Below are 25,141 nucleotides of genomic sequence, written 5' to 3' on the forward strand. Positions count from 1 at the left end.
TGTACTTCCCTAAATATGGTTGACCGTTTGGTTCAACATTTATTTAATTCCATCGGACAATTATGAGCCAGAGGTTCTTCTCTTGGGTAAACTTCGAAGGGGCTCGATGTCCCTAAGAAGTTTTGTCTTCCTTCGGTATAAATATTCACCGTCGGTCTTTCTTGGGTAGGTAAATCTATCAGTTTTTGGTAAAACTCCATGGGGGTGTAGTTCATATTAAACGCCCGATGGAGCCGTTTTTCGTTGTAATGGCTGACCGCCTTGGCCACTTTTCTCTTTAGCTCTTTGAAGTCACGGATTGCCCATCGTTTCAGGTATTCATTCTTGATAATGCCATTGATCCGTTCTGCATAGGGGTTTTCCCAAGCGACTAATCCCATACTGATATGAATCTTTTGGCCGGACAACAACTGGGTATAGGCATGACTCCCATACTGCGATCCCCGGTCTGAATGATGGATAGTATCCCAAGGAGTACAGTTCATGATCCCCAAAGCCTTCTTCAATGCCCTGATATTCGCTTCTGTGCGCAGGTGATCGCTCACGGCGTACCCGACGATCAATCTAGTGTACACATCTATGATAAACACCAAGTAATAATGATCGCCTTTAAGTTGAAAGTAAGTGATATCACTCTGGATCACCTGAAAAGGCCTGGTGACACACATCCCTTCAATTAGATTAGGATAGTATAGCGCTCCACTGAAGGTGGTCCGATGGTAATTCTTCACCCGATTGACCCCATAGCCCAGCTCCAGAAAAAGCTCACAGAACTTGTCCCTTCCCATGAAGTGCGGTCTTAGCGCATAGTACATCTTTTCAACCCCACACCCGGGATGCTCTGCTTTGAGCTGGTTGGCCAATACAATCAGTTCAGACAACTCCCGGTCAAAGGATTCCTGCCGATTTTTAGCCTGCTGAACCGACTGTTTGCTTACTCCTACAGTTCGGTAGAGTTCATTAAGGGAATAGCTCATGACTTGTCTGTTGGATTGGAACCACCAGAGTGTGGGGTGTTGGAGTTTTTTTTGACATCGATGGAATAAGTGTCCTTTGCCAGATCAATCATCTTCTCCAGATAATCAATCATTATCTGCTTCTGGCCAACGGCCCGTTCCAACTCCTTGACCTTTTCTTCCAGTTCTTTTACCCGATGGGTTTGGCTGTCTTTCATCTCCACGATACAGATGTTTTTCTCGTTGTAGGTAGAATACTTATAGATCCACTTGTAAATAGATTTGTTTGAAATTCCGTACTGCCGCTCCATCTGGAGTACCGACATCACACCCTTTTCAAAATCATCAACCAATTTACGTTTGAATCCTTCTGAAAATTCACGACGTGAATTGATCCTTTTTCCCGTTTTTAGCATTTCTTTCTTGGCTTTAAAACGGTCAACCTATTTCAGAGAATGACATGAACTTCAAGCGCAAGTTAGGACTCAAATGTCTCTGATTTCGAATCAAGATTTCGAACATTTGTACTTAGCCTGCCAAAGCTTCAAATCACCAAAAATCCCTTAGAGAAATCTGGGGGATTTTTTTTGGTTAAAGATTTAGTCTTATCTTAAGATCACTTCTAATTGAAATTTGGGCTTTCTTAAATCGCTATTTAAGCAATTCGACCCTCCTTACTAAGCTAAGAAGCTGACATTAATAAAACCAAACATAAAAGCATGAAACTTTTCATAGCACTTTCAATAGTTACCTTTTTGAGTTCCTGTGCGCCATCTGATGAAAAAGAAATGCCATCCCATGAAAAAGAAATTAAAAGAGCAAAAGGAGCAATGCTTACCGCCGATTTCAAGCGATCGCAATCAATCTTAGACGAAATTCCAGCAAATAGTAAAAATAGACACGAAGCAGATAGCTTATACATAGTTGCAGGCAAAGCACAAATATTTCTTGATAGTGCTCAGAATGCAAGAAGGATATCCGCACCGCCTACAGAAGAAACCAATACTTCAGCCGATATAGGAGATTCCAAAAAAATTGAAATTGGATCTTGGAAAACACCTACCATATATGGTGGCGGAAGTGTCAGGATATTTAAAAAGGGAAATGACTATTTCAAAACAGAATCGTTTCCAGATGGAACTTCATTTACGCATAGAATGAGTATGACTAAGCAAGGAGAAAACCGAGTGTTTAAATCTCTAGAAAAAGTATCATCAGACACTTGGGTAGTTAATCAACTCGGCAAATTAAGTATCGTTGATAAAGTTGGCTTGGTCTATTCAGTTGATTAACTGGATATATTTGATAATCTTCTCCAAACGGTTCGGACCATGCCACGGCAGGCATCGTCTCAGTAGACGGCCGTCACCTGGCGATCATGCCGCACATCGAGCGAAGCCTGAAGCCTTGGAACTGGGCACACTATCCGGCAGACAGAGAGGACGACTTTACGCCTTGGATGGAGGCTTTTGTAAATGCGAGGGAATGGGTGGAGGAGAACTCCTAAACTTCGGCATTCGATTTTCGACGTTCAGTATTTGATATTTCCTCTGATTGAAAAATTGGAAGAACCTGTTCGCCGTGGCGAATTGAAACATTGAAAGATTAAGGAACCCCGAAATAAGATTGGTTTCAAACAATAGATTCTAAAACCTCAAATCAAAAAATCCCTTAGAGAAATCTGAGGGATTTTTTTTGTTCAAAATTTAGAATATCTTGACCTAGGTTTTTAGAAAGAAGGCAGTTATTTCTGGACTTTTTTAAGTAATTACCTAGTACGTCGCATGTTGTCTAGGAAGCGATAAGTTGGGATATTGTGGATGAAAAAAAATGGCAAATCATATCTATAGTTCCGAACAAAAAAATATAGATGGTTTTATCGAAACAACAAAAAATTAACCGTACCCAAAGAAAACAATGCTAAACAACTTATTCAGGATCGATATGCCTTACGGTATAATCAGAAACGAAAAAGGCGAACGGATGGCTTTTAATCGAGAATGCATGCAACTCGCGTATAACGATACACAATTTAAAGACAGGTTGACCATAGCTTTTGAGGATAAGCCCCAATGGGAAAAATATAAAGCCTTAAGTGAAAAAACTTTACTTGCAATTTCCTCTGACCATGAAGAAGATGTAAAGAAGGATTCTGCTGGAAAAATAGACAGGGTATCCTTTTACAAGGACAAAAGCAATTCTTCAAATTCAAAATTGAAATCGGGTTCGGATGCAGACTTTGAAAAGGACGAACATTTTTCAAATTTTAAAGCGTAGCCATGACTTTAAAAGAAATCGAGGAATACAAAGATGAAGTTCTTCAAATATTATTTGACGTACAGGTGTCAATTCATAACGCCAAATATCTAGGTACACCTTCTACGGAAAATGAAGATTGGGTCAAAAAGCACGGCTTCTTTAGACATTATTTTGTTCAGATGAGGTTTATTCTTATAATTCAGCTTGCAAAGCTTTTTTCTAATTCGGGAAATGAGAGCTATAGTTTTCAGAAATTTATCAATAGATTGGACTCTACGCCTTTGCCTGAAGTGAATGAGCTGAACAGGAATAAAATCTCTGATCAGACGAAGAAAAAAGAACTGATTACCGAACTCCGATTTATGTTAGAGATATTCAAAGGTGAGATTGAAGTCCTAATGGACTTAAGGAATAATTTTTTTGCTCATGGAAAAAGAATCAATAAAAATGGCCAGGAAGCAAAAACCGAAAAAAAGATTCCGTTGTCTTGGAAGCAATTGGAATCTCTTACTGAATTGGCTTTTGATTTTTACAATAGAATTAACGGAGCCTTCTATGACGGTGAATTTATTTTCCCAAATAAAAGCGGATGGAGCCCTGAATGGGTTGTCAAGCGAGCTGCACAGACAAGAAATGGAATACTAATTAATTCTAGAAAGAAATAATTAAAAGTATATGACTGAATTTTTAAAAGAATTTTTCCAGACAGTTGGGGACAGAATTAAAAATAGAGTTTTTGGACCTTTCCTAATTACTTTTCTATTTTGGAATTGGAAGCCAGTAGTCATGATTTTGGCATCAAATAAGTCCATCGAGTACACTATAGAACAAATTGAAGCTAACGAAATGTTTTCATTTTGGAATGTATTTTTCTTTCCACTTTTGATATCCTATATCTATTCATCCTCCTTACCTTACTTAAATAATGGACTTGACTACCTAACAAACGTACCAACCAAGAAAAGAATACAATCTACGTTTGTTTTAAAGGGAGCAAGGCTGGATGGAGAACTTTCAATTGCTTCAAAAAGTTTTCAGCTTGAAAATGCGAAAGCTGGCAAATTGGAGCTAGAGGATCTAAACAACAAAATCGATAATCTACAAAAATCTAATGAAAAGTATATAAAAGATAATGAAGAAATGAGAAACAGACTAACTAGTTTGGTTGCTATTGAACCTGAATACAAAATACTAAAAGATGAGAATTCTAGATTAAAAAATAGCTTGAAAGAAATCACTGAAATGACCCTTAATAATGATCAAGAACATCTTTCAGGCTCTTTGGACTTAGTAAATAGTGAATTACAAAAAGGAAATTTTAAACTAGACGGAATACCTAATTCTTTTATTCAAAACCTATTAGATCATGAGATGATTAAAATTGAAAAAATCAATGATCAGGAATATTTAAACTTTACAGATAAAGGAAGAAGGAAACACCTCGGAACAGAACTAAAATAAAGTGGAAAATAACCAATATAAATACACAAAAAATTTATTAGAAAACTACTTGAATCATTCAATCAGTTATAGTGTAAGTAATGATTTCGCACCAAAGGAATATAGTATTTCAAAAGAAGGTAACATTAGTTTAAAATTCATTTCTTTACTTATTGGAGATCCTCATTTTGATACTATAGAGATGGTAAGATTCGAAAATTCAATGGAAACATGCAATTTTACGTTTATCATCAACCTTGAAAAAGAACACACTTATAAGCTAGATTATATATTTAAATTAGTAGATTTATTAGCTAATCATTATGGAGAGGATGATCATGGTGAAGGAGTAATAAAATCACTCGATAGGGCCGATATAGTTTCTGATCATTGGTCGGGAAGGGCCTGGTTAAGCAAGAAAAAGTATCCGATACCTGTATTAATTTCAAAATTTGATGATAATCAAATCGATATTTCATTCTTTGTTGGCATACCCGTCTAGGTGTGTCAGATCAATAGTCTTAACGCTGTAATTACCCTTCTCGGCGTAGTCAGATTAGCGTTGGGACTGGGTGTAGTTTGTAACTACACCCTAATATCCAGACCGATTTGTAATCGGAAATCGAATTGCAAATTCGTCTTACTAGGCTTCATTGAGGCTGTTATGAAAAAGCTTTAAAATCTTACTTATTCAGCAACTTTTCCAATCTGGCCATCATCTCATCCTTTTCCTTTAGCATTCGCTCATAGAGGGCAATTTTTTCCTCGTGGAGCTGGATAATCTTTTCTAAGGGATTAACATTATAAACAGGATTGTATTGGACAAAAGCACTTTGATCATGATTATTGATCGTACTTGAAATGATATTAATCGCCTGCTCTTCGTCAAAATTCTGAAAAGCTTCCACCGGAATCCGTAGAATCTCACCTACCTGCCTCAGCAGCTCCTCCTCCACTTCTTCCTTTTGCTCCAGCAGGCTGATCTTCTTCTGAGACCAGTCAGCACCAAGTTCGTGCGCCAGGGCCTCCTGCTTGATGCCCATCATCTCTCTGAAGCGCTTGATATTCCGGCCGTGGTGGATCTTTTCGTTCATGGTCTTCGTGATTTGCTGCTGGAAAAATAGGACTTTTTTACCTTGCTCCTAAAACTAAATTATTCCAATTCTCCGACTCTGACAAGGAATCTGGGAAATTGACCGTCTTTTCGGGACGAAGAATGACGGAGTTCGCAATCATGTCGATTACCGAACACTAACGACCCGAAATCCGGAATAATTTATCCGCCCATTTTCTTCACTTAATCGATTTCAAGCTCTGCGTTCTAAAAACCACCGATTCCAATCCCGAAAGTCCAGATACTTTCCCTATAAAAACCTTTAATTGAAATAGACATAAGTAATCGGCGTCCCATACCATCTCCATATTACGGCTGACTGAGGGTCACCTTTGCGCCGTATCATCTTCGGCTCCTAAGTCGAACAAGAGTCGAAGATGACTCGAAGAAAAGTCGAAGAAGAGTCGGAGAAGATATGCCTGAATAGGCACTGAATGCATCCTCCTATTCTAGTTTCGAATACTTCGTCGATGTCTAATAGTTAGGAAAAAGAAGTCGAAATCGTAAACTCCGACGTATTCAGATGATTATGGGGACTTGGCGGGGTAGAGCTTACCATCAATACAATGTCTCCCACTCCGAAAAACAGAAAATGCCGGCTAAACTTCCTGAAGTACTGACAGGATATTTCCCGCCAGATCCTTGAACCAGGCAATTAACGGCCCTCCTCCTTCTCGGCAGATCCCCTTTTCATCCGTTTTGATCTCACCGGAATATTGCTCGAAGGTGACCCCTTTCGATATCAATTCGTCCACAGCCTTGCCGATATCGTCGACAGGAAAATTGAGCACAGTGAAGGTAGCAGGAAGGTGATTTGGCCTGGGGTAGAGGATAACTTCCCCGCCACCCGTAAGACGAATGGACAAGAAACCCATTTCATCTTCCTCTACATCCAATCCCAGAATCTCCTGATAGAAGGATTTGGCTGCAACAATATCATCGACTGAGTAACTGCTGAAAGCTCTCGAATTTTTAAACATGGCAAAAAGAAGTTTAATTTCGGATGCAGAACCGGGGGTTGGGAATTTTTAAGTTCGCCAGTTTTTGAGAATCCTCCAAATATCTGAGGGCTTTTACCCTCTATTTCACAAGATTATACGGAGATTACTTCTCCACCAGACAAACCCAATCTCACAAATGAACTATCAGACGTACCAACCGAATGCCTACTTGAATTCGCTGGTGAAGTGTTTTTGGACTTTGGAGGTTCCTGCCGAATACAGTTCCGAAAAGCAGCGGATCATCCCGGACGGCTGCATGGAATTGATATTCATATTGGGCGATGACATTAAGCGATACACTTCCGAAGACGAGTTTATCATCCAGCCCAGAGCAATCGTGGTGGGGCAGATTACCGAGCCGTTTACGATTCAGCCTGTCGGATATGTCCACTGTTTTGCAACCCGTTTTTACCCGTATGGCCTAGCCAACTTTATCCCAACAACTCTTAAAAACCTAGAAAACAAGGAAACTCCATTTGCAGACCTTCTCGAACGGACCGCTGCCAATGACCTAGAGCAAAAAATCATTCATGCGGCAGACACGCAAGAAAGGATCGAGCTCATCGAAGCTTTTCTGCTGAACAAGCTCAACGAAAAAACCACCATTGACGCTATTGTAAAATCAACTGTGGACGCGCTGATGGCGACGAGCGGAAGTGTGCCCATCAATGCAATTCTAAAGGAAGATCCATCAAAACGAAGACAGCTCGAACGGAATTTTTTGAAACAAATCGGCGTCAGCCCGAAACAACTAGGCAAGATGATCCGATTGCAGACTGCCTTGAAACTGATGCTCAACCAAAAGACGGAGACCTTTACCGAAATCGCCTACGAAAGTGAGTACTACGACCAAAATCACTTCATCAAAGACTTCAGGGAATTCACAGGCATCACGCCCAGGGAGTTCTTGTCAGACGAACAGATGCGACTGTCTTCTATTTTTTATTCAAAAGACTAACCTGTCGCATTTTTACTATTTCAGCATGTGATCCGATGCCAGATTTGCATCAAACGCCATCCTATGCAACGAACTATCCTGGCAATGCTGATCGCAATCGCTCTCTCGGCTTGCACTGACACAAAAGCCCAACAAGAAAAATCCGAAGACAGTCAAACACAAAAATCAATTCCCATGAACAACTTAATCTCAATCGTAGAAATCCCCACAGCCGACTTTGCGAGAGCGGTCACATTCTACCAGACCATCTTAGGCCTTGCCATTGAAGAGATGGAGATGGACGGCAATCAGATGGGAGTCTTGCCAAACGAAAACGGAACAGTAAACGTCGTTTTGGTAAAAGGCACCGACTACAAACCGACAACCGACGGAGCGGTGCTCTATCTGAATGCAGGTGACGACCTGCAACCCATGCTTGACAAAGTAGAACAAAATGGCGGACAGGTAATCTTGGCAAAAACCAAAATCAGCCCGGAGATGGGATATTTTGCACTGTTTATTGACACAGAAGGAAACAAGCTGGGCCTGCACTCAAGCAACTGAGCCGCGCGAGGAATATCGAGACGGGCAGACACACGGCCAGTCATTGCTCAACCAGCCGGGGCCTTTCTACTCTCCACTCCCCCATTGAGTGTGGTTTGACGCTAATCCCACTACAACAAGTTTTGAGCCCTTAGGCGTAACCAACAATAAGCAAAAGAGAGACTATTCTAATCAGAATAACCTCTCTTTTGATATATTAAAATTTTGACTAAAAATTAGTTCCAAAATACATCTTCGGCACCTTGGTCTTCGGAAAAGAGCCAAACCTGAATAATTTTCCCATCGACGACTTCGAACAAATCAACACCATTCATGTCAATTGTTTTGTCGCCATTTTTCCCAGTGAAACGGACTGGGAAAGAAACTAGATTTCCGTTTGCCATCAAGGCTCCGGTAGGATTAATAACCAATGAACCTTGTGTCGCACCCATCATATCGCCAAGCATCTTGCCAATTGCTTCAAGACCTGTTTTTGTTCCTGCAAACTGATGGCTGCCTGGCTGGTGCCATCTTGCATCTGGACTAAAATGTGAAAATGCGGTAGGAATATCTCCATGTGAAAGGGCTACTGAATAAGCCGTTACCACTTCTATAGCTGTCATTGTTTTTATTTTAAATGGTCGTTTGTTAATTATTAAGAAAATCTTTGGTGCTTTTTACATTGGCATAAAAGAAAGATAAAGCACTTAAAAACGCGTTGTGAGCATCTGCTGCTTTCACCATTTCGCCGTCAATTTCCAAATCTCTGGTGGCGCAAGCATCACCGATTACGGTGCAGTCAAACTCAAGGTCTTTTGCCGCTCTCACAGTAGCATCAACGCACATATGGGTCATCATCCCTAAAAATACCAGCTCGGTAACGTTCTGAGATTTTAAGTAATCCAAAAGCTCTGTTTCTCTAAAGCTGTTTGGGTAATATTTTACAATTACCTTTTCTCCAGCCTGGGGTTCTACATTCCCGTGAATTTCTTGCCCCTTAGTTTCCGGTAAAAAGAAGGTAGAACCCGGTGCCACAGAAAGATGCTGAATGTGAACGATCGGCAAGTCTTCATCTCTGAATTTAGTCAAAACAAGTTTGGCGTTTTCACTTGCCTCAAGAGAACCCACCAATTCCATTGCTCCACCTTCAAAATAATCATTTTGAATGTCTATTATTATCAATGCTTTGCCCATAGATTTCCCCTTTTAATGAAGCTGCTTGTACAAAGGTGCAGACAAGCTTACCTTTGTACAAGTACATACCTTGTTGTAGGGTACCTACCTGTCGGTTAGAAATATTGATTATCAAATGAAAAGAAATCAAAAAAATATTCTCACATCGGACGAAAATTGCCCCGTAAGACGTTCACTAGCTCTTTTAGGTGGTAAGTGGACACTGTTAATCTTATTTCAAATCAATGAAAGAGTAATAAGATATGGAGAACTAAAAAGAGCAATACCCGGAATCAGTGAAAAAGTGTTGATCCAAGAACTCAATTTTTTGGTAGAGCATAAATTTGTAGCTAAAAAGGCATATCCCGAGATCCCTCCCAGAGTTGAATATACTTTGACAGAACTTGGGCAAAAAACTTTACCAATAGCAGACACACTTGCCACATTTGGATTAGAAAGCCTAAAATAAATTGCTTTGAAAAGCAGTCAGGAAAGTTGGAAACGGAATGACATAAATAAGGAGTATATATTCCCAATCGAATGGACGGCCTGGCCAACCACTAGGTTGCAGAGATGCGCCTCTCACACACCGTACATACGGGTCTCATACCCAGCCCGCGGGTTAGACGTGAAGGACCGTGTTTCGCCTTGTCCCCGCCGTCTCCATGCTGTGATCTACATTCTGTAGAAAAAGGTTCTCAAGAAAATTCCAATTCATCCTTTTTGAGCCGAATTGGTGGATTTTTTTGGTGGTATAGGGTTTGTCTTTGTTGCAAACACAAAGAAGAAGCGGTGGCAAGATCGAAGACCAATAAACTTCAATCTTGCAGACCGCTGTCATACTATATCAAACAATCTAAATAACATACGATGAACAATATTTTCAGAGGTCTGCTTGCCGGATACGGCGCAAAGAAATTGGGTGGTGGGTGCGTGGGAACAATACTTGTCTTTGTATTGCTCTATTTTTTACTCGGTCAATGTAGTTGATACTTAAGTGAAAATTGGTGGAGTAGCTGAACTATATCCGTCCTGAAATGGACAGACATTGTTGCCGAAATCTCAATTATTTACCCCTAAGACCCTAATCTTTCACCTGTAGTCGTTCGTTCTTACCGAAGTGAGAAAATTCATCATCCCCGCTGTCGCACTTCTTATTTTTATAGCCGGCCTTGTATTCATGGTTATACCCTTCATACCGCTTGGCTGGCTGTTTGTCGCTCTGGCTTCTTTGCTGATGGCTCCTTATATCAAGTTTATGAGGAGATTTATTGGCTGGCTTTCCACAAAAGACAAGACCGGGTTTGTGAAGAAAGCGGGTGAAAAGGCCGCTCAGCTATACCAGTGGGTGGGCGACCCAAAGCGGGCTGCGAAACTGGAAACGATTCTTGAGGAAAACAGCTCTAGCCCGGGGCAGCCAAAACGCAATGAGAAACAATAAGTACACGGCCGTGTTCCAACCCCTCTAGACGTAGTCTACTTTCTTTCACTTCTGCAGCTCACAATGGCGCTGGACTGGGTGTAGTTTGTAACTACACCCTGATATTCAAACCGATTTGTAATCGGAAATGATACTAAACAGCTGTCCCGTGATTAAAATCGAATTGCAAATTCGTTGGAATAGGAAGGCGTAGTTGCAAACTACGCCTAGCTCCGCTGCTACCAATAATCTACCTCAACCAATCCTTTTAACCCTGAATAGTTCCTGGCGCTCGAATACAAATAGTCATCTTCCTTTTCAACAATTCCAGCCCGAACCGGATTTTCATGGATGTACTTCATTCGACTTTCGATCAATTCGAGCCTATTAAGCTCGATTGCATGATTGTCATGGGTCCAGAATTGTAGCTCGCCGAATCGCTTGTTGAATTTCGCGTGGTATTCAAAAATCATCTTTAGCCACTCCATTCGGCTTTCTTGAGGATTCTCCATAACTAGCTTAAGCAGTTTCTTACTGGTGAGTCTTAAGCCCAAAAAAACACTAAACCCTGTTTTCTTCGGTCTTCCAGCATGCCTTCCGCAAGTAGGCCCAAGATCACTGGAAGATTCGTCAACTGGCAGAATAGCGTATATTCAGATTAAAAAACTCAAAAGCGATCGCTAGGCGTAGGCCATCTTCTTTCGGTTTTGAAGTTCATAGGGCCGCGATAGCTGTCGGAATCAGCCATACCAAGGGCATATACATGACTTGCTTGCAGGTTAGTTAAAACCGCCCGTGGCCAGTACCGTGGTCACCCACACGATGACGCATGAGAAGAAAATCCCGATAGTATTCGCCAGGAAGGCCTTTTTTCTGTCCAGCCCAAAAAGGTATCCTGCAATGGTACCAGCGTACACTCCTGTCCCTGGAAGCGGAATCAGCACAAAGATCATGAGTCCCCAAAAACCGTATTTTTCCACATTTTTGCCCGCGCCGGCTTTGGCTCTACGCCCGACAAAGATCGCTGCCTTCTTGTAGTGATACCACTTCATGAAATAGCGGTTCACTACCTCTAAGAAAAACGACATGATCGGGAATATCAGTACGTTGGCGACAAAACAAAGCGCGAACGCTAAGTATATATTTACACCATTTAGGATCGCGTAAGGGATGCCAACTTTCGCTTCTCCGAAAGGGGAAATGCTCCACAGGATGGAGATAAGAATATCGAGAAACATGGGAGGTGATTAGATGCCGCAAAAGTAACGAATTTCTGAAATGCTACCGTTGGGCAAAACTTCAAATTGTTGATAGAAACGCGTTCCCTCGTAAAAGGATTTGTTTTTCTTTTAGGAATTTCAGCAAAGAGTCAGTGGCCAAATTTATACTTCGACAGACTCATTACCCGAGCTTATTACAGGTATTTTGACTACACCCCGAACAGCCCGGTGTCCGGAAGCTGTTGGTGGTCTAAGGGCCCGACACCGGCAACCGTCTTCCTACTCCCTCCTGATCACCTGCACCGCATCCAGTCGTACTCTGGCTCTTTTTATAAGGGCGGACAAGGTATTTCTCTCTGCGATCGCTGCCTGGATTTCGTCGACCCGAATGTCTTTGTTCTTTTTCTGAAGGGCGCTGAGCCGGTTGATCTCATGATCCAGGGTACGTCTCATCCGAGCCAAGCCTTTCTCAATCTCATTTTCTCCCATTTCCTCCGCAATCTCCGTGGCGGATGCAATCATATCGGGCAGCATGGTTTCCACGAATAGGTTGCTTTCCAAGAGGGCATCTATCTTGCCGGGCACGACGCTTTTGTTGAGCATTGCTACGGAAAAGCTTTCTGTCACATCGTCTCCGGTATGGTCAACGACCACCCGCAGCGGGGTATGGGGAAGGAATCGATCGATGGCCATCCGTTGCTTTCCGGACGTTTCAAGCACGAAAATCAATTCCAGCACCAGTCCGGGCTTACCGCTCTTCCGAATCAGTCCGCAGCTGGCCGTGCCGAGGGTCGAGCTTAGCACCTTGTCGATGGCTCCGGTTGCCATAGGATGATCCCAAGTAAGGAAGCCTACATCCTCCCTGCTGAGTGCGCGCTGTCTGTCAAAGGTGACCTGCACTCCCTCTCTCGGAATCGCCGGAAATACGGAAGCGCTAAATGACGCCGGGTGCAACAGGTACGTTCGGGGCGCTAGGTCTTCCATCTCGATGTCAAAATGCCGAAACACTTTGGTCAGGTACGTCTCCAGCGCAGGATCATTGTCCTCCTGCCGGATTTGCTGGATCAACCTCTCCGCAACTTTCGGACGGAATGAATTCATCTCCAGCATACTGTCACGCCCTTCGGCCAGATTTTTCTTCAGTACTTTTTGGTAGTCAGCTGTCTCGGCGATCAAGGCTTCCAATTCGGTTTCGGCAGCTTCAAACGATTCGTTTTTGGCAATTGTAAGCAACCTATTGCTGAAAAGCTTGGAGATCATATCTCCTCCTTCCAGGTTGGCATTGAATGCATTGATACCTTCATGAAACCATCGGACCAAGAGCTCCTGAGGGCTGCCGACGAGATAGGGAATGAAGATCGTGATGTCCTTTTTCTGGCCTATCCTGTCAAGTCTGCCGATCCGCTGCTCCAGCAGTTCGGGATGGAAAGGCATGTCAAACAAGACGAGGTGATGGGCGAATTGAAAGTTCCGTCCTTCACTCCCAATCTCTGAGCAGAGAAGGATCTGCGCTCCGTCTGGCTCAGCAAACCAAGCTGCGTTACGATCCCGCTGTACCAGCGTGAGATCTTCGTGAAAAACACTCGCAGTGATCTCGGGAAACTTACTTATGGCCGACTCCAGAGCCAGCACTTTTTCCTTGGACGTGCAGATCAGCAAGATCTTCGCAGGCTCCAATTCCTCCATCTTCCCCAGCAGCCACTTTACCCGCGGATCTTCGTCAAACCAAAATTCCTGGGCGCTCCTAGATTCAGAGGAGCCATTCATATCATCCGAGAACTCATTCCGCAGACGCTCGATCCATAGGCTTTGATCTTCCTCGTCCCGAAGCGGGATCAGCTGGGCTATCCGCTTTGGAAACCCGCTCATCGCCAATCGGGTATTTCTAAAAAGCACTCTTCCCGGGCCGTGCTGATCGAGCAGATCTTCGATCAAGTTGTGGGTCGCTTGCTCATCCTTATTGGCAAGCAGGGCGATTCTTTCTTTGGAAAAAATCGACTCCAACAGTATCTTTTCCTTCGCTGTCAAGCCTTTGCCTGCCGACAGTTTTTCAACAATCGCAGCAATGTCTTTGTTGCCTTCTGATTCTTTGACAAAATCGTCGAAATCAGCATACCGATTGGGGTCAAGTAAGCGAAGGCGCGCAAAGTGACTTTCCACCCCCAATTGCTCCGGGGTAGCAGTCAGGAGCAACAGGCCTTTTGTGACCCTACTCAGCAGGTCCACGATGCTGTACTCCGGACCTGCTTCCTCCACGGACCATTCGAGGTGATGCGCTTCGTCCACCACTAGCATGTCCCAACCGGCAGAAACGGCCTGTTGGGTTCGTTTTGCAGAACCTGCCAGAAACTCAATGCTACAGATCACCAACTGGTCATCAAGGAAAGGATTTCCCTGCGGCGCGCCTTTTTCGAGGGAGGCAGAACGTTTTTCATCGAAAATATTGAACCACAGATTGAATCTGCGCAAGACCTCCACAAACCACTGGTGAATCAGGGATTCCGGCACAATAATCAGCGCCCGTGTGATCCTGCCGGTCACCAGCAAGCGGTGCAGAATCAGGCAGGCCTCGATGGTTTTACCCAATCCAACCTGATCGGAAAGCAGCACACGTGGAGCAAACCGCGAACTCACCTCGTGAGCGATGTACAGTTGATGCGGGATCAGGTCGACTTTCCCTCCAACAAATCCATGGACTGGAGATATTCGCCGTTGATAATTGTAATCCAGGGTTTCCCGACGCAGGGCAAACAGTTCGGGCGAATCCACGTCTCCAGCAAACAGCCGATCTTCGACCGTATGCGAAGTTGACACGTCCCCAAGCTCAGCCTCACTTAGCGCTCTGTCGTCGCCATAATACAGATACAAGCCACGTTCGAGTTTAACCTCCTCGATCACCAAGGATTGTCCCTGCTGATCTACGATCGTGTGCCCGGGTTTGAAGACCGTCCGGAGCAAGGGAGCACTCTCTATTGAATACAGCCTCACTTCATCCGATGAAGGAAATGAGATCCGCACCTTTCCCTTGCTGACTTCTGTGACCACACCCACTCCCAGCTCAGGCTCTCCGGCACTGGTGTATCGTTGGTTTAGTAAAATTTCCCGCATGTACTGTTACTCGTATTTAGGTTATTGACTTTATGTCGGCTTCGACTATCTTACAAAAGTGCTCATAAATGCGCCTTTCTCAGTAAATACTTTGAAAAAGGCAGCGGGAAGTAGCGGATTGCCTGTGATTTTGCAGCCCTCGACGCAGTCCACTCTCTTCTGTTTTCGTGGTTCAGAGAATTCTTGGTCTGCTCGTTAACCGCATCCTCATATCCTGGTCAAACCTTTTTATCAGGGCGCTTATTGTGGAAAATCCCCAACTTTGGAGACTTGAACAAACCTTTACATCCCCATGCTTATCATCCCTGACGAGAAAATCAGTGAACATCTGGACTATAAAAAACTGATTGAAGCGCTTCGTGAGATTTTTCAATCTGACTACACCATGCCGGTGAGGCATCATCATTTTTACAAAACGCCGGAGGGAGATGACAACACCCTGATCCTGATGCCGGTGTGGAATAGCGAGTACATGGGGATGAAGCAGGTCACGGTCGCGCCGGCAAATGCCAGTCGAAACATGCCCTCAATCTTTGCGCAATACATCCTCAGCGACTCTAAGACAGGACAGCCGCTGGCCATGATGAATGCCACCGAGCTGACCTCCCGACGAACGGCCTGCACCTCGGCACTTGCCTCCTCTTACTTATCGAGAGAAGACTCAGAAAACCTGCTCATAGTCGGCGGCGGATCTGTAGCCAAGCATCTGATTCAGGCTCATCTGGCGGTCAGAAACTTTAAGAAAGTAAGCGTGTGGATGCGTAATAACACCAAGATGAATGAATTCGTAGCTGATTTGAAGAATCAGGGAATTGTTGTCGAAGCCGTCACAGATCTCGAAGATTCAGCGCGAAATGCGGATCTTATCTCGTCTGCTACACTTTCTAAGACTCCAATCATCAAAGGAGAATGGGTAAAGCCCGGAACGCACCTCGATATGATCGGTTCCCACAAACCGGACACCCGCGAAACCGACGATGACGCCATTCGCAAGAGCTCGATCTTTGTAGATTCACGTGCCGGAGCACTTCATGAAACCGGAGAACTTGCTCTGCCAATCGCTGACGGTATTCTCACAGCAAGTGATGTCCGAGCTGACATCGTCGAATTGGTCAAGGACATCCAGCCCGGAAGAACCTCTACAGACGAGGTGACGCTTTTCAAATCTGCCGGACTGGCTATTGAAGACCTGGCCGCTGCACTGTTGGTTTACAAAAGCTATAAGGCCTAGAGACTTTTGAGAAGCTACAATTAAAAAGACCCCGGTTTGGGCCGGGGTCTATGCATTGATTCTTTCGCTTTTTGTCTCTTCGTTACCTCACGACTTTCTTAAAGTCAGTGATCAAATGGGTAATGAAAAACTCCATCATACGATCCCGGTTCAGGGCTGTGTGGCCGCCGTCGGGAGCGATCTGCACCTCGATGCTTTTGCCTGCTTTCTGAAATGCATTGATCAATTGCAGGGAGTTGGATGGGTGGACGTTGTTGTCGGCAGTGCCAAAGAAGATTAGCAATTCACCTTCCAGTTTGTCAGCCATGTTCATCAAGCTGAATCGGTTGTAGCCCTCCAGATTGGTCTCCAAGGTACCCATAAAGCGCTCCGTGTAGATATTGTCGTAGTTTCTCCAGTCAGTCACCGACGAGTTGGCGACTGCGGCATGGAACAGCTCGGGGAATCTCAGCAGCATCGTCGCTGCGGTCGTTCCTCCATAGGATGTGCCATAGACACCGACTCGCTCCTTGTCAAAATACGTACGGCTATGAAGTGATTTCACCCCTTCGGCAAAATCATCCATCTCCACCAATCCTAGGTTGCCATACAACTGGTCGAGCAGCACTTTGCCCCGACCCTTTACATTTCTGCCGTCGATATTCAGCACCAAAAATCCGTATTCAGTCAATGGATCGGGATTTACAAAAGTCTCCCGAAACGCATTCGTAGCAGGCCCACCATAGTTGCTGAGTATCACGGGATACTTTTTGCTTGGATCAAAATCCGAAGGAAAATGGATCAGTCCATGCAACTGCGTGACGCCGTCTTTGGAAGTGAAGGTGAACATTTCCGCTTTTTTCAAGCCCAAAGACTCAAACTTGCTCATGTCGCTTTTGGCGAGTTCGGCGACTATTTTGCCTTTGGCATCGATCAGATTGGTAAATGGAGCAACGTCATGCGCTTGCGCTACATCCACGAAATACTTGCCATCCGGAGAGATAGACACCGTGTGATTCAGTGTCGGATCCGTCAGACGAACGTCCTTGCTGCCGTCGAATTTCACGCGATGGAGCTGCATCTTCATGTGGTTGTCACCGCTTCTGGCTAGGTAGTAAAGCGTCTGATTTTTCTCATCGACCTTCACGATGTTGGCGACTTCAAAGGGATGCTTGGTGAGGGTGCTGACCAGTGTCCCGTCAAAGTTATACAAGTAATAGTTGTTGAAGCCGGAGCGCTCGGAGGCCCAGATAAACTGCGTGCCGTTATCCAGTGACTTCATCTCGGGAGAATTTTCGACCCAGCTCGGAAACCATTCCTCGTGGATGATCGTCCTGCTTTTCCCGGTTTCAGGATTGGCAGCGCGGAGCTCGAGGATATTTTGAAGTCTGTTGGTGCTGTGATACAGTAGCTCTTTGCCGTCAGGTGTCCAAGAGATGTCGTAGATATAAGTACCCAAGCCGCCGTCACTAAACGGCTTTCCATCCCGAATATCAAACTGCGTCAGCTTCTTGGTTTCGAGATCATAGACCATCAGATCCACGGGGAGATTGGGCTCTCCTACTTTTGGATAGGCTTCGATCTCCAATGAATCGTAAAGGCTCAGCTGATCCAGCAGCACGAAGTATTTCTTGACATCCTTCTCTACAAACTTGTAGAAAGCAATCTTCTTGCTGTCGGGAGACCACCACATGGCGGTGTTTTGGCCGAGTTCCTCTCCGTACACCCAGGTAGCGATGCCGTATTTCACCTGATTTTCTTCATTGCCATCGCTGGTCAAAGCAATGACATTTGTGCCGTCAGGATTGCTGAGGTACATGTTTCGATCTTTGGTGAAAGCCTTCAAGGACCCATCAGGAGATTCTGTGGAGTCAAACTGCCGACCTCGGGCAGGCCCGGTTCGTCGTCTGGGTTCTGGCTTGGGAGCATCACCAAGCTCGGTCACCGACTTGGACTTGATATCGTAGCGGAAGAGTTTCCCGTCCTGGGCATATTCAAACGAGGTTCCCTCGGCATTCCATTTGGCCGAAAGAGCACCGGATTTCACCGCAGTATAGATCTGCGGCGCCATTTTTTGGTATTGTTCGTATCCCGGCATGGCTTTGAGTTTGTCCTGAGCCTGGGATACGGAGATGGTAGCAGCCAGAGCGGCGGCCAGGATGAACTTATTCTTCATCTTCTATCTGGGTTAAAATTATTCAAGGGCCGATGATAGCGGTTTTGACTCTAAAATTTCGGAGGAAATACACGGAAGGCGACGGGACTGGAGAAAATCCCCGAAAAAGTGGCAAGGCAGGTCCAGACCGCGTCAAGCTTCACAGATGAACCCCAGCCGCTTTGATCTCCCGTCCCAGAATCACCTCAGCCTGCTTTCGAAAACCCAGCGGATCGTCGGTGGTACAAAACCGATGGTCTCCTCCCTTGCTGAGCCGGGCTTCCATCTCGGGATGCCGATCCAGGTAGTCAACCAGACTCTTGGCCACAATTTCGCCCTGAGCTACCAGCGTCACATGAGCAGGGATATGCTGTTTCAGTTTGGGAAGCAGGAGTGGATAATGCGTGCATCCGAGCAAGAGCGTGTCTATTCCCTTTTCTTGGGCAAACAGTTGGTCCAGATACTTTTTGACAAAATAATCCGCGCCATCGCCCTCATGCTCGTTGCTTTCGATCAGCGGCACCCAGAGTGGGCAGGCCTGCTGGAATACCTCCACATCCGGCCAATATTTTTCCATCTCGATGGGGTAGGAATTGGATCTGACTGTTCCGCTCGTGCCCAGAACGCCTACTTTACCGGTTTGGGTAAACTGTCCCAGCACTTCGGTGGTGGGGCGGATAACTCCTAAAACCCGGCGGGTAGGATCTGCCATCTTCGGCAAATCCAGCTGCTGAATGTTCTTTAGGGCCTTGGCGCTGGCTGTATTGCAAGCCAAGAGGACCAGCGGACATCCCTGGTCAAAAAACCATTGGACCGCCTCCCTTGTATAGTGATAGACCGTCTCAAAGCTGCGGGGTCCATAGGGTGCGCGGGCATTGTCCCCCAGATAGAGGTAATCGTATTGGGGCAAAAGCTTTTCTATTTCTTTGAAAACAGTGAGGCCGCCAAAGCCGCTGTCAAAGATGCCGATTGGAGAGGTATTGGAATTCATATCGGATAGTCGAGGCCTGCAATTTGCATTTTCTAGCGGAAGGATTTTCGCCATAATGAACAAAAGCGAAAAATGCCAACCGGCTCTGTCAAATCTACAATCCTAGACTTAGCCGTTGCTTCCCAACAAGATCCGAAGATCAAAACTTCCTGAAAAAACCTATCGAACCATAGTTTTCGGGAGTGAAGGGGTTGTAATAGTAGCCTGTCAGCGTGTTTTTCCCCTTTGAAAAACCCAGCGCCACTCCCCTTTGGACTTCCAGGCCGTTTTGGTACACGCGGTTTCGTCCGCCCACCAAGCTCACCGCCATCCATTTGGTGATATAAAATTTGAGCTGCGACCATGCGTAAAAATAGGAATTCTCCGAAACGTGGAGATCAAATACATATTCCATCTCCGTATAGAATCCAAATCTGCCCAAACCAAGATCCACCTCAAATCCCGGTGCAATACCGTCAGTTTGGCCCACGACTCCGCCTATCATGGGAGTGAGCAGGTATTTCAACTTTTTGCCGCCCGTGAAATTGTACCCTACGAAGGTCGAGAAGGTCTGCATGTCTTCGTAGTTGTACCGCGGCTCAATATGCCAGCGCCTGTAGTTGATGTAGGCCACCGGCAGGAGGAAGGAATTGTCCGGGGTAAAAATCGCCAAAACCACCGCGCTGTTATTCCATTTTTTGACCTCCAAGAAATCGGCGACATCCTGAGAAAAAGCATTGGCGGAGATAAAGAACAACGACAGCGAGACTATCGCCAGTCTCGCAATCTGTCTGCTGACCAAAGCTTCCTCTATCATAGTCTAAAATACCAAGTCTACCCGAAAAGTAAAGCTTATCCCCCACGAAAACCGGAGTAGTGAAATCTGGTAAAACTGCTTCACGACTCCCGCTTCCAAAGGAACTCCAACACAAAGTGTACTTCTCGTCTCTCGGCATCTTCAACTTTTAAGTCAGTGCCCCTTTCTCACTCATAGTTCAGCGAGCTGACCGGATTAATCATGGCGACCTTGATCGTGTGAATACTCACCGTGAGGATGGTGATGACTACTACCATCACGCTAGGGACGGCAAAAATCCACCAAGACAACGAGATCCGTGAGGCAAAATCCTGCAGCCAAGAGTTCATGATCCAGATCGAAAGCGGAAGTGACAGAAGGATGGCGATGCCCACCAACACAATAAAATCTTTGCTGATCAGACGGAGTAAACCAAACAGGGAAGCGCCCAGCACCTTGCGGATCCCGATCTCCTTGGTACGCTGAATGGCCGTCAGCGAGGACAAACCAAACAAGCCAAGGGTCGCGATAAAGATCGCCAAGCCCGAGAAGATCGTGAAGATCGCCCCGAATTGCTGATCAGCCTTGTACTGCTGATTGTAGTGCTCATCAAGGAAAAAGTATTCGAACGGATTGCCCGGAAAGACATCCTTCCAGTCCGCTTCAAACGTTGCCATCAAATCTTTAATCTGGGATGTCTGTACCTTAACTGAGTAGAATCCGTTCGGAGACTCGTCGTAGCGAAAGATCAGCGCGTCAAAAGACTTTTTGAGCGATTCTTGATGGTAATCTTTCATCACGCCCACAATATTGAATGTATCTCCCCAGAAGAAGATCTGGTCATTGATCGCTTCCTCTACTGTAGCAAATCCCATCAGACGGGTCGCTGATTCATTCAGAACGACGTTTTTCCATTCATTGGCTACATCATCCGAAAACTCCCGACCCGCGACCATCTCCAATCCAAAGCTCTTATTGAACGAGCCGTCGGTCATGATCACCCGATACTGGTTTTGTTCGTCTTCTCCCTGACTGAGTCTTCGGATTCCTCCTGCGTTCCAGTTGGGCTGACCTCCCGGCACAGTCGTCGAGGCAGTCACCGAGACCACCTCGGCATAGTCCGATATCCGCTGTTTGAAGACCTGATATTTTTGCTTGTAGGTAGAGTCCGTGACGCTGGGCGCCTGAAGAACCACGGTCTGTTCGATGTTGACGCCGAGCTCCTGGTTTTGCATGTATCTCAGCTGGAGAAAGACGGTAAACGTCCCCACCATCAGCGTGATGGAAGCTACAAATTGGGCGATGACCATTCCTTTTCGGAGGAATATTCCTTTGTCTGTGTTTTTGAATTTCCCTTTCAAAACCTCCACCGGACGGAATGAGGACAGCACAAATGCCGGATAAATCCCGGACATCAGGGCTCCTGACACAATCAGGGCCAATAAAACCAGCCAAAAGACCGGCTGCATGAAAAGTTGATAGCCTAGTTCGCGTCCCGTCAACTCGCTAAACCAAGGCGTAAGCACCATCGCAACCGCGGCAGCTAAGAGTACGGCCATCAGATTTAGAAACAGGGACTCGGTCAGGAACTGCTGAATGAGCTGTGACTGATAGCCGCCCATGACCTTGCGCACGCCTACTTCCCGCGCGCGTTCGACTGATTTGGCAGTGGACAGATTGATGTAATTGATCCAGGCGATGATCATGATGAGGATGGCGACGACGGACAGGAAATAGACCGCCTGCCGGTTTCCATTAGCCTTAAACTCCATGATGTAGTCTGAATCCAGATGAATATCCTGCACCGGCTGCAGGTGAAAGGCAATCCCCGCGTTGTATTTTTTCAGCTCCTCGCCCTTTTGGGTTTGGACAAAATCCGGGAGCTTAGCCTCAAATGCCTTGGCGTCGACCTGATCCTCCAGCAGGATGTAAGTCATGAATCCATCCCAATTCCAGGATAGGATGGGGTCATTCTGAAGCTTTTCCAAGCTGACGAACGAAATCAAAGCATCGATCTTCATGTGGGTGTTGATCGGCAGATCTTCGAAGACGCCCGACACTTCATAGTCGGTTCTTCCGTTGGCTTTCAGCGTTTTCCCGATCGGATCTTCACTGCCAAAATATTTTCTGGCCATGGATTGAGAAAGGACAATCTTAAAGGGCTCCTTCAGCACCAGCGAGTCTGTCCCTTCAATCAGGGGGATAGAGAATATCTCGAAAAAATCCTCTGACGCGAAATACAGGTCCTCTTCTCTGAAGAAGGTGTCTCCGGTCGACATCGTAGCACCTTGGTTGGATAGGCGCGTGTAAGCCTTCACCTCAGAAAAGTTTGACTTCAGATCAGGCCCGATTCCCGCTGCTCCCGACGCCCATTGGGTAGACAGTTCCCCCTTGTCAAACCGATCCTGCTGGAGACGGAAGATCCGGTCCTTTTTGTCCAAAAAGTCATCGTAGCTCAGTTCGTGAAGGACAAACTGGCTGATCAGGATACAGGCCAGCATCCCGATGGCAAGTCCTGCCACATTGATGAATGTAAAAACCTTGTTTTTGGAAATGTGTCTCCAGAGCGAGGTGAAATAGTTTTTAAACATCGGGTTTGGCTTTTGGGAAAAGGGCGGGAAGGGACAAAAACTCCCGCGTTGAGCTCCAAATCCATACCGAATAGCAAATCCCTATCAGGAGAATGAATTGGATGATTTCCTGCATTTCAGGACTTTAGAATCGGACAGAGTTGTCCGAGAGCGGGCAAAGAGCAAAAAGCCTCACGATGTGAAGAAGAACTCGCGTTTCTTTTTCCAAATCCAGCCTTGGCCGAAGCAGACTAACGGACGTCCTTGCAAAACCTTTACGGTAGAGTTATCGAAACGGAGCTGTCTGCCAGCCTCGGCCAGGCAGACAAGAACAAGAATGAAAAAGGGGAATTACCGCTAAAACGGAAACAAGGAATCTGCGAAAATCTGTGTTTTTCTCTGTGGAAATCTGTGGGAAAAAGAAAGACATTCTAAAAAACTACCTACCTCCCAAACCGATACAAGCTCTCCAACGGATGCTTTTCCCCCTGAAGCATCGCCACGATCATCTTCATGCCCTGCGCCGAAAAAGTAATCCCGTTGCCCCCAAATCCCAACACGAAAAGGGTGTTCTCGTATTCCGGGCTTTTACCAATGTAGGGCAGTCCATCTTTGGTTGTCCCAAAGGTGCCTCCCCAGGTGAAATCCTCCACAAATTCGATCCCCGGGAGGATTTTCGCCATTTTCCTAGCCAGCTTATCTGCCTTTCGTTCTTTGATACTTTGCTGGAAAAATTGGAGGTTAAACGACGAATCCTCTCCACCTACCAGAAACCGGCCATCGTCAGTTGTCCGCATATACAGATAGGGATCGGCAGTATTCCATAGCAGCGTATTTTGGATATGCTCACTCAATTGTATCCCCTCCTCACTGATGGTGACATAGGTATAGAAAAGATCAGCAACATGTTCCTTCAGCATCTTGGTGCTCTCAAAACCTGTGCAGCAGACAACCTTCCCAGCGGTGATCGTATGCCCTGTTTCCAAGATTACCCTAGGCTCCGTCCCAGAAGTATCGAGCTGGGTCATGCCTGTCTGGTCATAGACCTTCATTCCGCGCTTCACATTCAGTTGGATGAGTTCGTGCGCCAGCTTGTAGGCATCCACACTTGCCGCCGTCTCAGACCAGATCGCACCATGACTGATCAATCCGTATCTGCTCTGGACTTCATCAGCCTCAAGCCATCGCACCCCGAGCCGATGCTTGTCCCGGATCTGAAACTCATCCCTCAGCCAACCGGCGGCTTTCTTGCTGTGGGCGAAGAAGAGGCTGCTTTTCATCTGAAAGCCACAGTCGATCTGATGCTCTTCAACCAACTTTTTCAAGTCCAAAATTGCGTCGATCCCCGCCCGATAGCAGCTAGCTGCCGACTCCTCCCCGATCATCTCACTCAGCCCGTACAGCGGCGTATCGATCTCATACTGCAGCATGCTGGTCGTGGCTGAGCTACTCCCCATTGCGATATCCCGCTTGTCGATTAGCATCACTTCGTAGCCCGCATCCATCAAGGCATGGCTGATCAGCGCGCCGGTGATTCCTCCACCGATTACCAGGATTTCCGTCTTCAGATCGGTCTGCAAGGAAGGATAGCTGTACAAAATCCCGTTTTTCACGAGCCAAAATGATTCAAAGGTTCTCACTCGCATGTTGTGGTGGATTTTAAAAAGCGATCGCGTGGACTCAGGTCAAAACAATAATCTCCGTAAGGGCGTCGAATTGCTGAGGGATAGTCGTTGGCTGTCATGACGGCTTTCCTCCCCGCTGCTTTTGCCCTTCGAGCAGCTCGACCTGCCGCTCCATGAGCGTGGTCATCTTGCTGAGCAATTCGATATCTTTTGGCGTAGCGACGCTGGTGTCATTCGGATCATTAGCCCTCTTACGGATGGTATGCATCAGCCTGACAATCATGAAAACGGTAAAACCGATAATCAAAAAATCCACGCTCGCTTCGATCAACTTACCGTACCCAATTGCAATCTCTTCCGGTCGGGTGATGCCCGGCTCAGTAGCGGCATGGCGCAGGATGATCCGCTTATTTTCCAGATTGATTCCGTCGGTGAGAAAGGATAAAGGAGGAAGAAATATCTCTTTGACCAAGACATCCACCACTTTGTTAAACGCCGACCCGATGATCACACCGATAGCGATATCGATCATATTTCCTTTTACCGCAAACTCCTTAAAATCCTTCAGCAACTTGACTCCCATAGCGCTCGCTGTTTTGTCTAAATTCCAATTCGAGACCATCTTCTTTCAAATGACATACCCA

At 45.8% G+C, this 25,141-nt stretch carries 25 protein-coding genes and 1 pseudogene; 11 read left to right on the forward strand and 15 right to left on the reverse strand.

What is annotated here, in order from left to right:
• Positions 1-32: 32 nt before the first annotated feature.
• Together G459_RS27980 and G459_RS0119640 are read right to left on the reverse strand one after the other, a co-directional pair.
• Positions 33-977: an IS3 family transposase gene (locus G459_RS27980; RefSeq protein WP_084454453.1), complete on the reverse strand. Its 945-nt coding sequence runs from the start codon at positions 975-977 to the stop codon at positions 33-35.
• Positions 974-1,372: a transposase gene (locus tag G459_RS0119640; protein ID WP_026967570.1), complete on the reverse strand. Its 399-nt coding sequence runs from the start codon at positions 1,370-1,372 to the stop codon at positions 974-976. Before G459_RS0119640 ends, G459_RS27980 begins: the two co-directional genes overlap by 4 nt.
• A gap of 303 nt (positions 1,373-1,675) precedes the next feature.
• Between G459_RS0119640 and G459_RS0119645 the strand changes: the two genes are divergently transcribed.
• The 6 genes and pseudogenes from G459_RS0119645 (at position 1,676) to G459_RS29945 (ending at position 5,157) form a co-directional block, all read left to right on the forward strand.
• A complete protein-coding gene (locus G459_RS0119645) occupies positions 1,676-2,248 on the forward strand; it encodes a hypothetical protein (RefSeq protein WP_157373387.1) in 573 nt (190 codons plus the stop codon).
• 20 nt (positions 2,249-2,268) lie between these two features.
• Positions 2,269-2,463: pseudogene (locus tag G459_RS29505) on the forward strand (phosphoribosylformylglycinamidine synthase subunit PurQ); the annotation flags it as partial.
• 410 nt (positions 2,464-2,873) lie between these two features.
• Positions 2,874-3,233 (forward strand): hypothetical protein, encoded by a 360-nt coding sequence (locus tag G459_RS0119650; protein WP_157373388.1) that lies wholly within the window; start codon positions 2,874-2,876, stop codon positions 3,231-3,233.
• A 2-nt stretch (positions 3,234-3,235) separates the two neighbouring features.
• A complete protein-coding gene (locus G459_RS0119655; protein ID WP_026969172.1) occupies positions 3,236-3,880 on the forward strand; it encodes an AbiU2 domain-containing protein in 645 nt (214 codons plus the stop codon).
• Between the two features lie 10 nt (positions 3,881-3,890).
• Positions 3,891-4,676, forward strand: coding sequence for a hypothetical protein (locus G459_RS0119660; RefSeq protein WP_026969173.1), 786 nt, complete (start codon positions 3,891-3,893; stop codon positions 4,674-4,676).
• Position 4,677: 1 nt separating this feature from the next.
• Positions 4,678-5,157, forward strand: coding sequence for a hypothetical protein (locus G459_RS29945; RefSeq protein WP_157373389.1), 480 nt, complete (start codon positions 4,678-4,680; stop codon positions 5,155-5,157).
• 181 nt (positions 5,158-5,338) lie between these two features.
• On the opposite strand, the gene G459_RS0119670 is transcribed toward G459_RS29945, so the two are convergent.
• Both G459_RS0119670 and G459_RS0119675 read right to left on the reverse strand, forming a co-directional pair.
• Positions 5,339-5,749, reverse strand: coding sequence for a helix-turn-helix domain-containing protein (locus tag G459_RS0119670; RefSeq protein ID WP_026969175.1), 411 nt, complete (start codon positions 5,747-5,749; stop codon positions 5,339-5,341).
• A 619-nt stretch (positions 5,750-6,368) separates the two neighbouring features.
• Entirely contained in the window at positions 6,369-6,749 is a 381-nt protein-coding gene (locus G459_RS0119675; RefSeq protein ID WP_026969176.1) for a VOC family protein, read from the reverse strand.
• Positions 6,750-6,906: 157 nt separating this feature from the next.
• Between G459_RS0119675 and G459_RS0119680 the strand changes: the two genes are divergently transcribed.
• Together G459_RS0119680 and G459_RS0119685 are read left to right on the forward strand one after the other, a co-directional pair.
• Positions 6,907-7,728, forward strand: a complete 822-nt coding sequence (locus tag G459_RS0119680) for an AraC family transcriptional regulator (protein ID WP_026969177.1) — start codon at positions 6,907-6,909, stop codon at positions 7,726-7,728.
• A 174-nt stretch (positions 7,729-7,902) separates the two neighbouring features.
• A complete protein-coding gene (locus G459_RS0119685) occupies positions 7,903-8,271 on the forward strand; it encodes a VOC family protein (RefSeq protein WP_157373390.1) in 369 nt (122 codons plus the stop codon).
• A gap of 215 nt (positions 8,272-8,486) precedes the next feature.
• On the opposite strand, the gene G459_RS0119690 is transcribed toward G459_RS0119685, so the two are convergent.
• A complete protein-coding gene (locus G459_RS0119690; RefSeq protein ID WP_026969179.1) occupies positions 8,487-8,873 on the reverse strand; it encodes a nuclear transport factor 2 family protein in 387 nt (128 codons plus the stop codon).
• Between the two features lie 25 nt (positions 8,874-8,898).
• On the reverse strand, positions 8,899-9,444 hold the full coding sequence (locus G459_RS0119695) for a cysteine hydrolase family protein (protein WP_026969180.1): 546 nt from the start codon (positions 9,442-9,444) through the stop codon (positions 8,899-8,901).
• A 115-nt stretch (positions 9,445-9,559) separates the two neighbouring features.
• On the opposite strand from G459_RS0119695, the gene G459_RS0119700 reads away from it, so the two are divergent.
• Positions 9,560-9,892: a winged helix-turn-helix transcriptional regulator gene (locus G459_RS0119700; RefSeq protein ID WP_026969181.1), complete on the forward strand. Its 333-nt coding sequence runs from the start codon at positions 9,560-9,562 to the stop codon at positions 9,890-9,892.
• 651 nt (positions 9,893-10,543) lie between these two features.
• On the forward strand, positions 10,544-10,864 hold the full coding sequence (locus tag G459_RS0119710; RefSeq protein ID WP_035456483.1) for a hypothetical protein: 321 nt from the start codon (positions 10,544-10,546) through the stop codon (positions 10,862-10,864).
• A gap of 218 nt (positions 10,865-11,082) precedes the next feature.
• Here the strand turns inward: G459_RS0119710 and G459_RS27985 are convergent, their stop codons facing one another.
• The 3 genes from G459_RS27985 to rapA all read right to left on the reverse strand — a co-directional run bounded on the left by G459_RS27985 (position 11,083) and on the right by rapA (position 15,171).
• On the reverse strand, positions 11,083-11,355 hold the full coding sequence (locus G459_RS27985; protein WP_211234410.1) for a hypothetical protein: 273 nt from the start codon (positions 11,353-11,355) through the stop codon (positions 11,083-11,085).
• 267 nt (positions 11,356-11,622) lie between these two features.
• Positions 11,623-12,081, reverse strand: coding sequence for a COG2426 family protein (locus G459_RS0119725; protein ID WP_026969184.1), 459 nt, complete (start codon positions 12,079-12,081; stop codon positions 11,623-11,625).
• Positions 12,082-12,342: 261 nt separating this feature from the next.
• Complete coding sequence (gene rapA / locus G459_RS0119730) at positions 12,343-15,171, reverse strand: RNA polymerase-associated protein RapA (RefSeq protein ID WP_026969185.1); 2,829 nt, start codon at positions 15,169-15,171, stop codon at positions 12,343-12,345.
• A 292-nt stretch (positions 15,172-15,463) separates the two neighbouring features.
• Here rapA and lhpI point away from each other — a divergent pair, with 292 nt between their 5' ends.
• On the forward strand, positions 15,464-16,402 hold the full coding sequence (gene lhpI / locus G459_RS0119735; RefSeq protein WP_026969186.1) for a bifunctional Delta(1)-pyrroline-2-carboxylate/Delta(1)-piperideine-2-carboxylate reductase: 939 nt from the start codon (positions 15,464-15,466) through the stop codon (positions 16,400-16,402).
• An 82-nt stretch (positions 16,403-16,484) separates the two neighbouring features.
• On the opposite strand, the gene G459_RS0119740 is transcribed toward lhpI, so the two are convergent.
• The 6 genes from G459_RS0119740 to mscL form a co-directional block, all read right to left on the reverse strand.
• Positions 16,485-18,557, reverse strand: a complete 2,073-nt coding sequence (locus tag G459_RS0119740) for a S9 family peptidase (protein ID WP_026969187.1) — start codon at positions 18,555-18,557, stop codon at positions 16,485-16,487.
• 139 nt (positions 18,558-18,696) lie between these two features.
• On the reverse strand, positions 18,697-19,527 hold the full coding sequence (murI, locus tag G459_RS0119745; RefSeq protein WP_026969188.1) for a glutamate racemase: 831 nt from the start codon (positions 19,525-19,527) through the stop codon (positions 18,697-18,699).
• A 139-nt stretch (positions 19,528-19,666) separates the two neighbouring features.
• Positions 19,667-20,323, reverse strand: coding sequence for a hypothetical protein (locus tag G459_RS29125; RefSeq protein ID WP_051315326.1), 657 nt, complete (start codon positions 20,321-20,323; stop codon positions 19,667-19,669).
• A 167-nt stretch (positions 20,324-20,490) separates the two neighbouring features.
• Positions 20,491-22,893: an ABC transporter permease gene (locus G459_RS0119755; RefSeq protein WP_026969189.1), complete on the reverse strand. Its 2,403-nt coding sequence runs from the start codon at positions 22,891-22,893 to the stop codon at positions 20,491-20,493.
• Positions 22,894-23,315: 422 nt separating this feature from the next.
• A complete protein-coding gene (locus G459_RS0119760; protein ID WP_026969190.1) occupies positions 23,316-24,518 on the reverse strand; it encodes an NAD(P)/FAD-dependent oxidoreductase in 1,203 nt (400 codons plus the stop codon).
• Between the two features lie 94 nt (positions 24,519-24,612).
• The gene (gene mscL / locus G459_RS0119770) at positions 24,613-25,080 is read right to left on the reverse strand and encodes a large conductance mechanosensitive channel protein MscL (protein WP_026969191.1); all 468 of its coding nucleotides are present in this window, start codon (positions 25,078-25,080) and stop codon (positions 24,613-24,615) included.
• Between the last annotated feature and the right edge of the window lie 61 nt (positions 25,081-25,141).

This window comes from Algoriphagus terrigena DSM 22685, from assembly GCF_000429445.1.
Taxonomy (GTDB): domain Bacteria; phylum Bacteroidota; class Bacteroidia; order Cytophagales; family Cyclobacteriaceae; genus Algoriphagus; species Algoriphagus terrigena.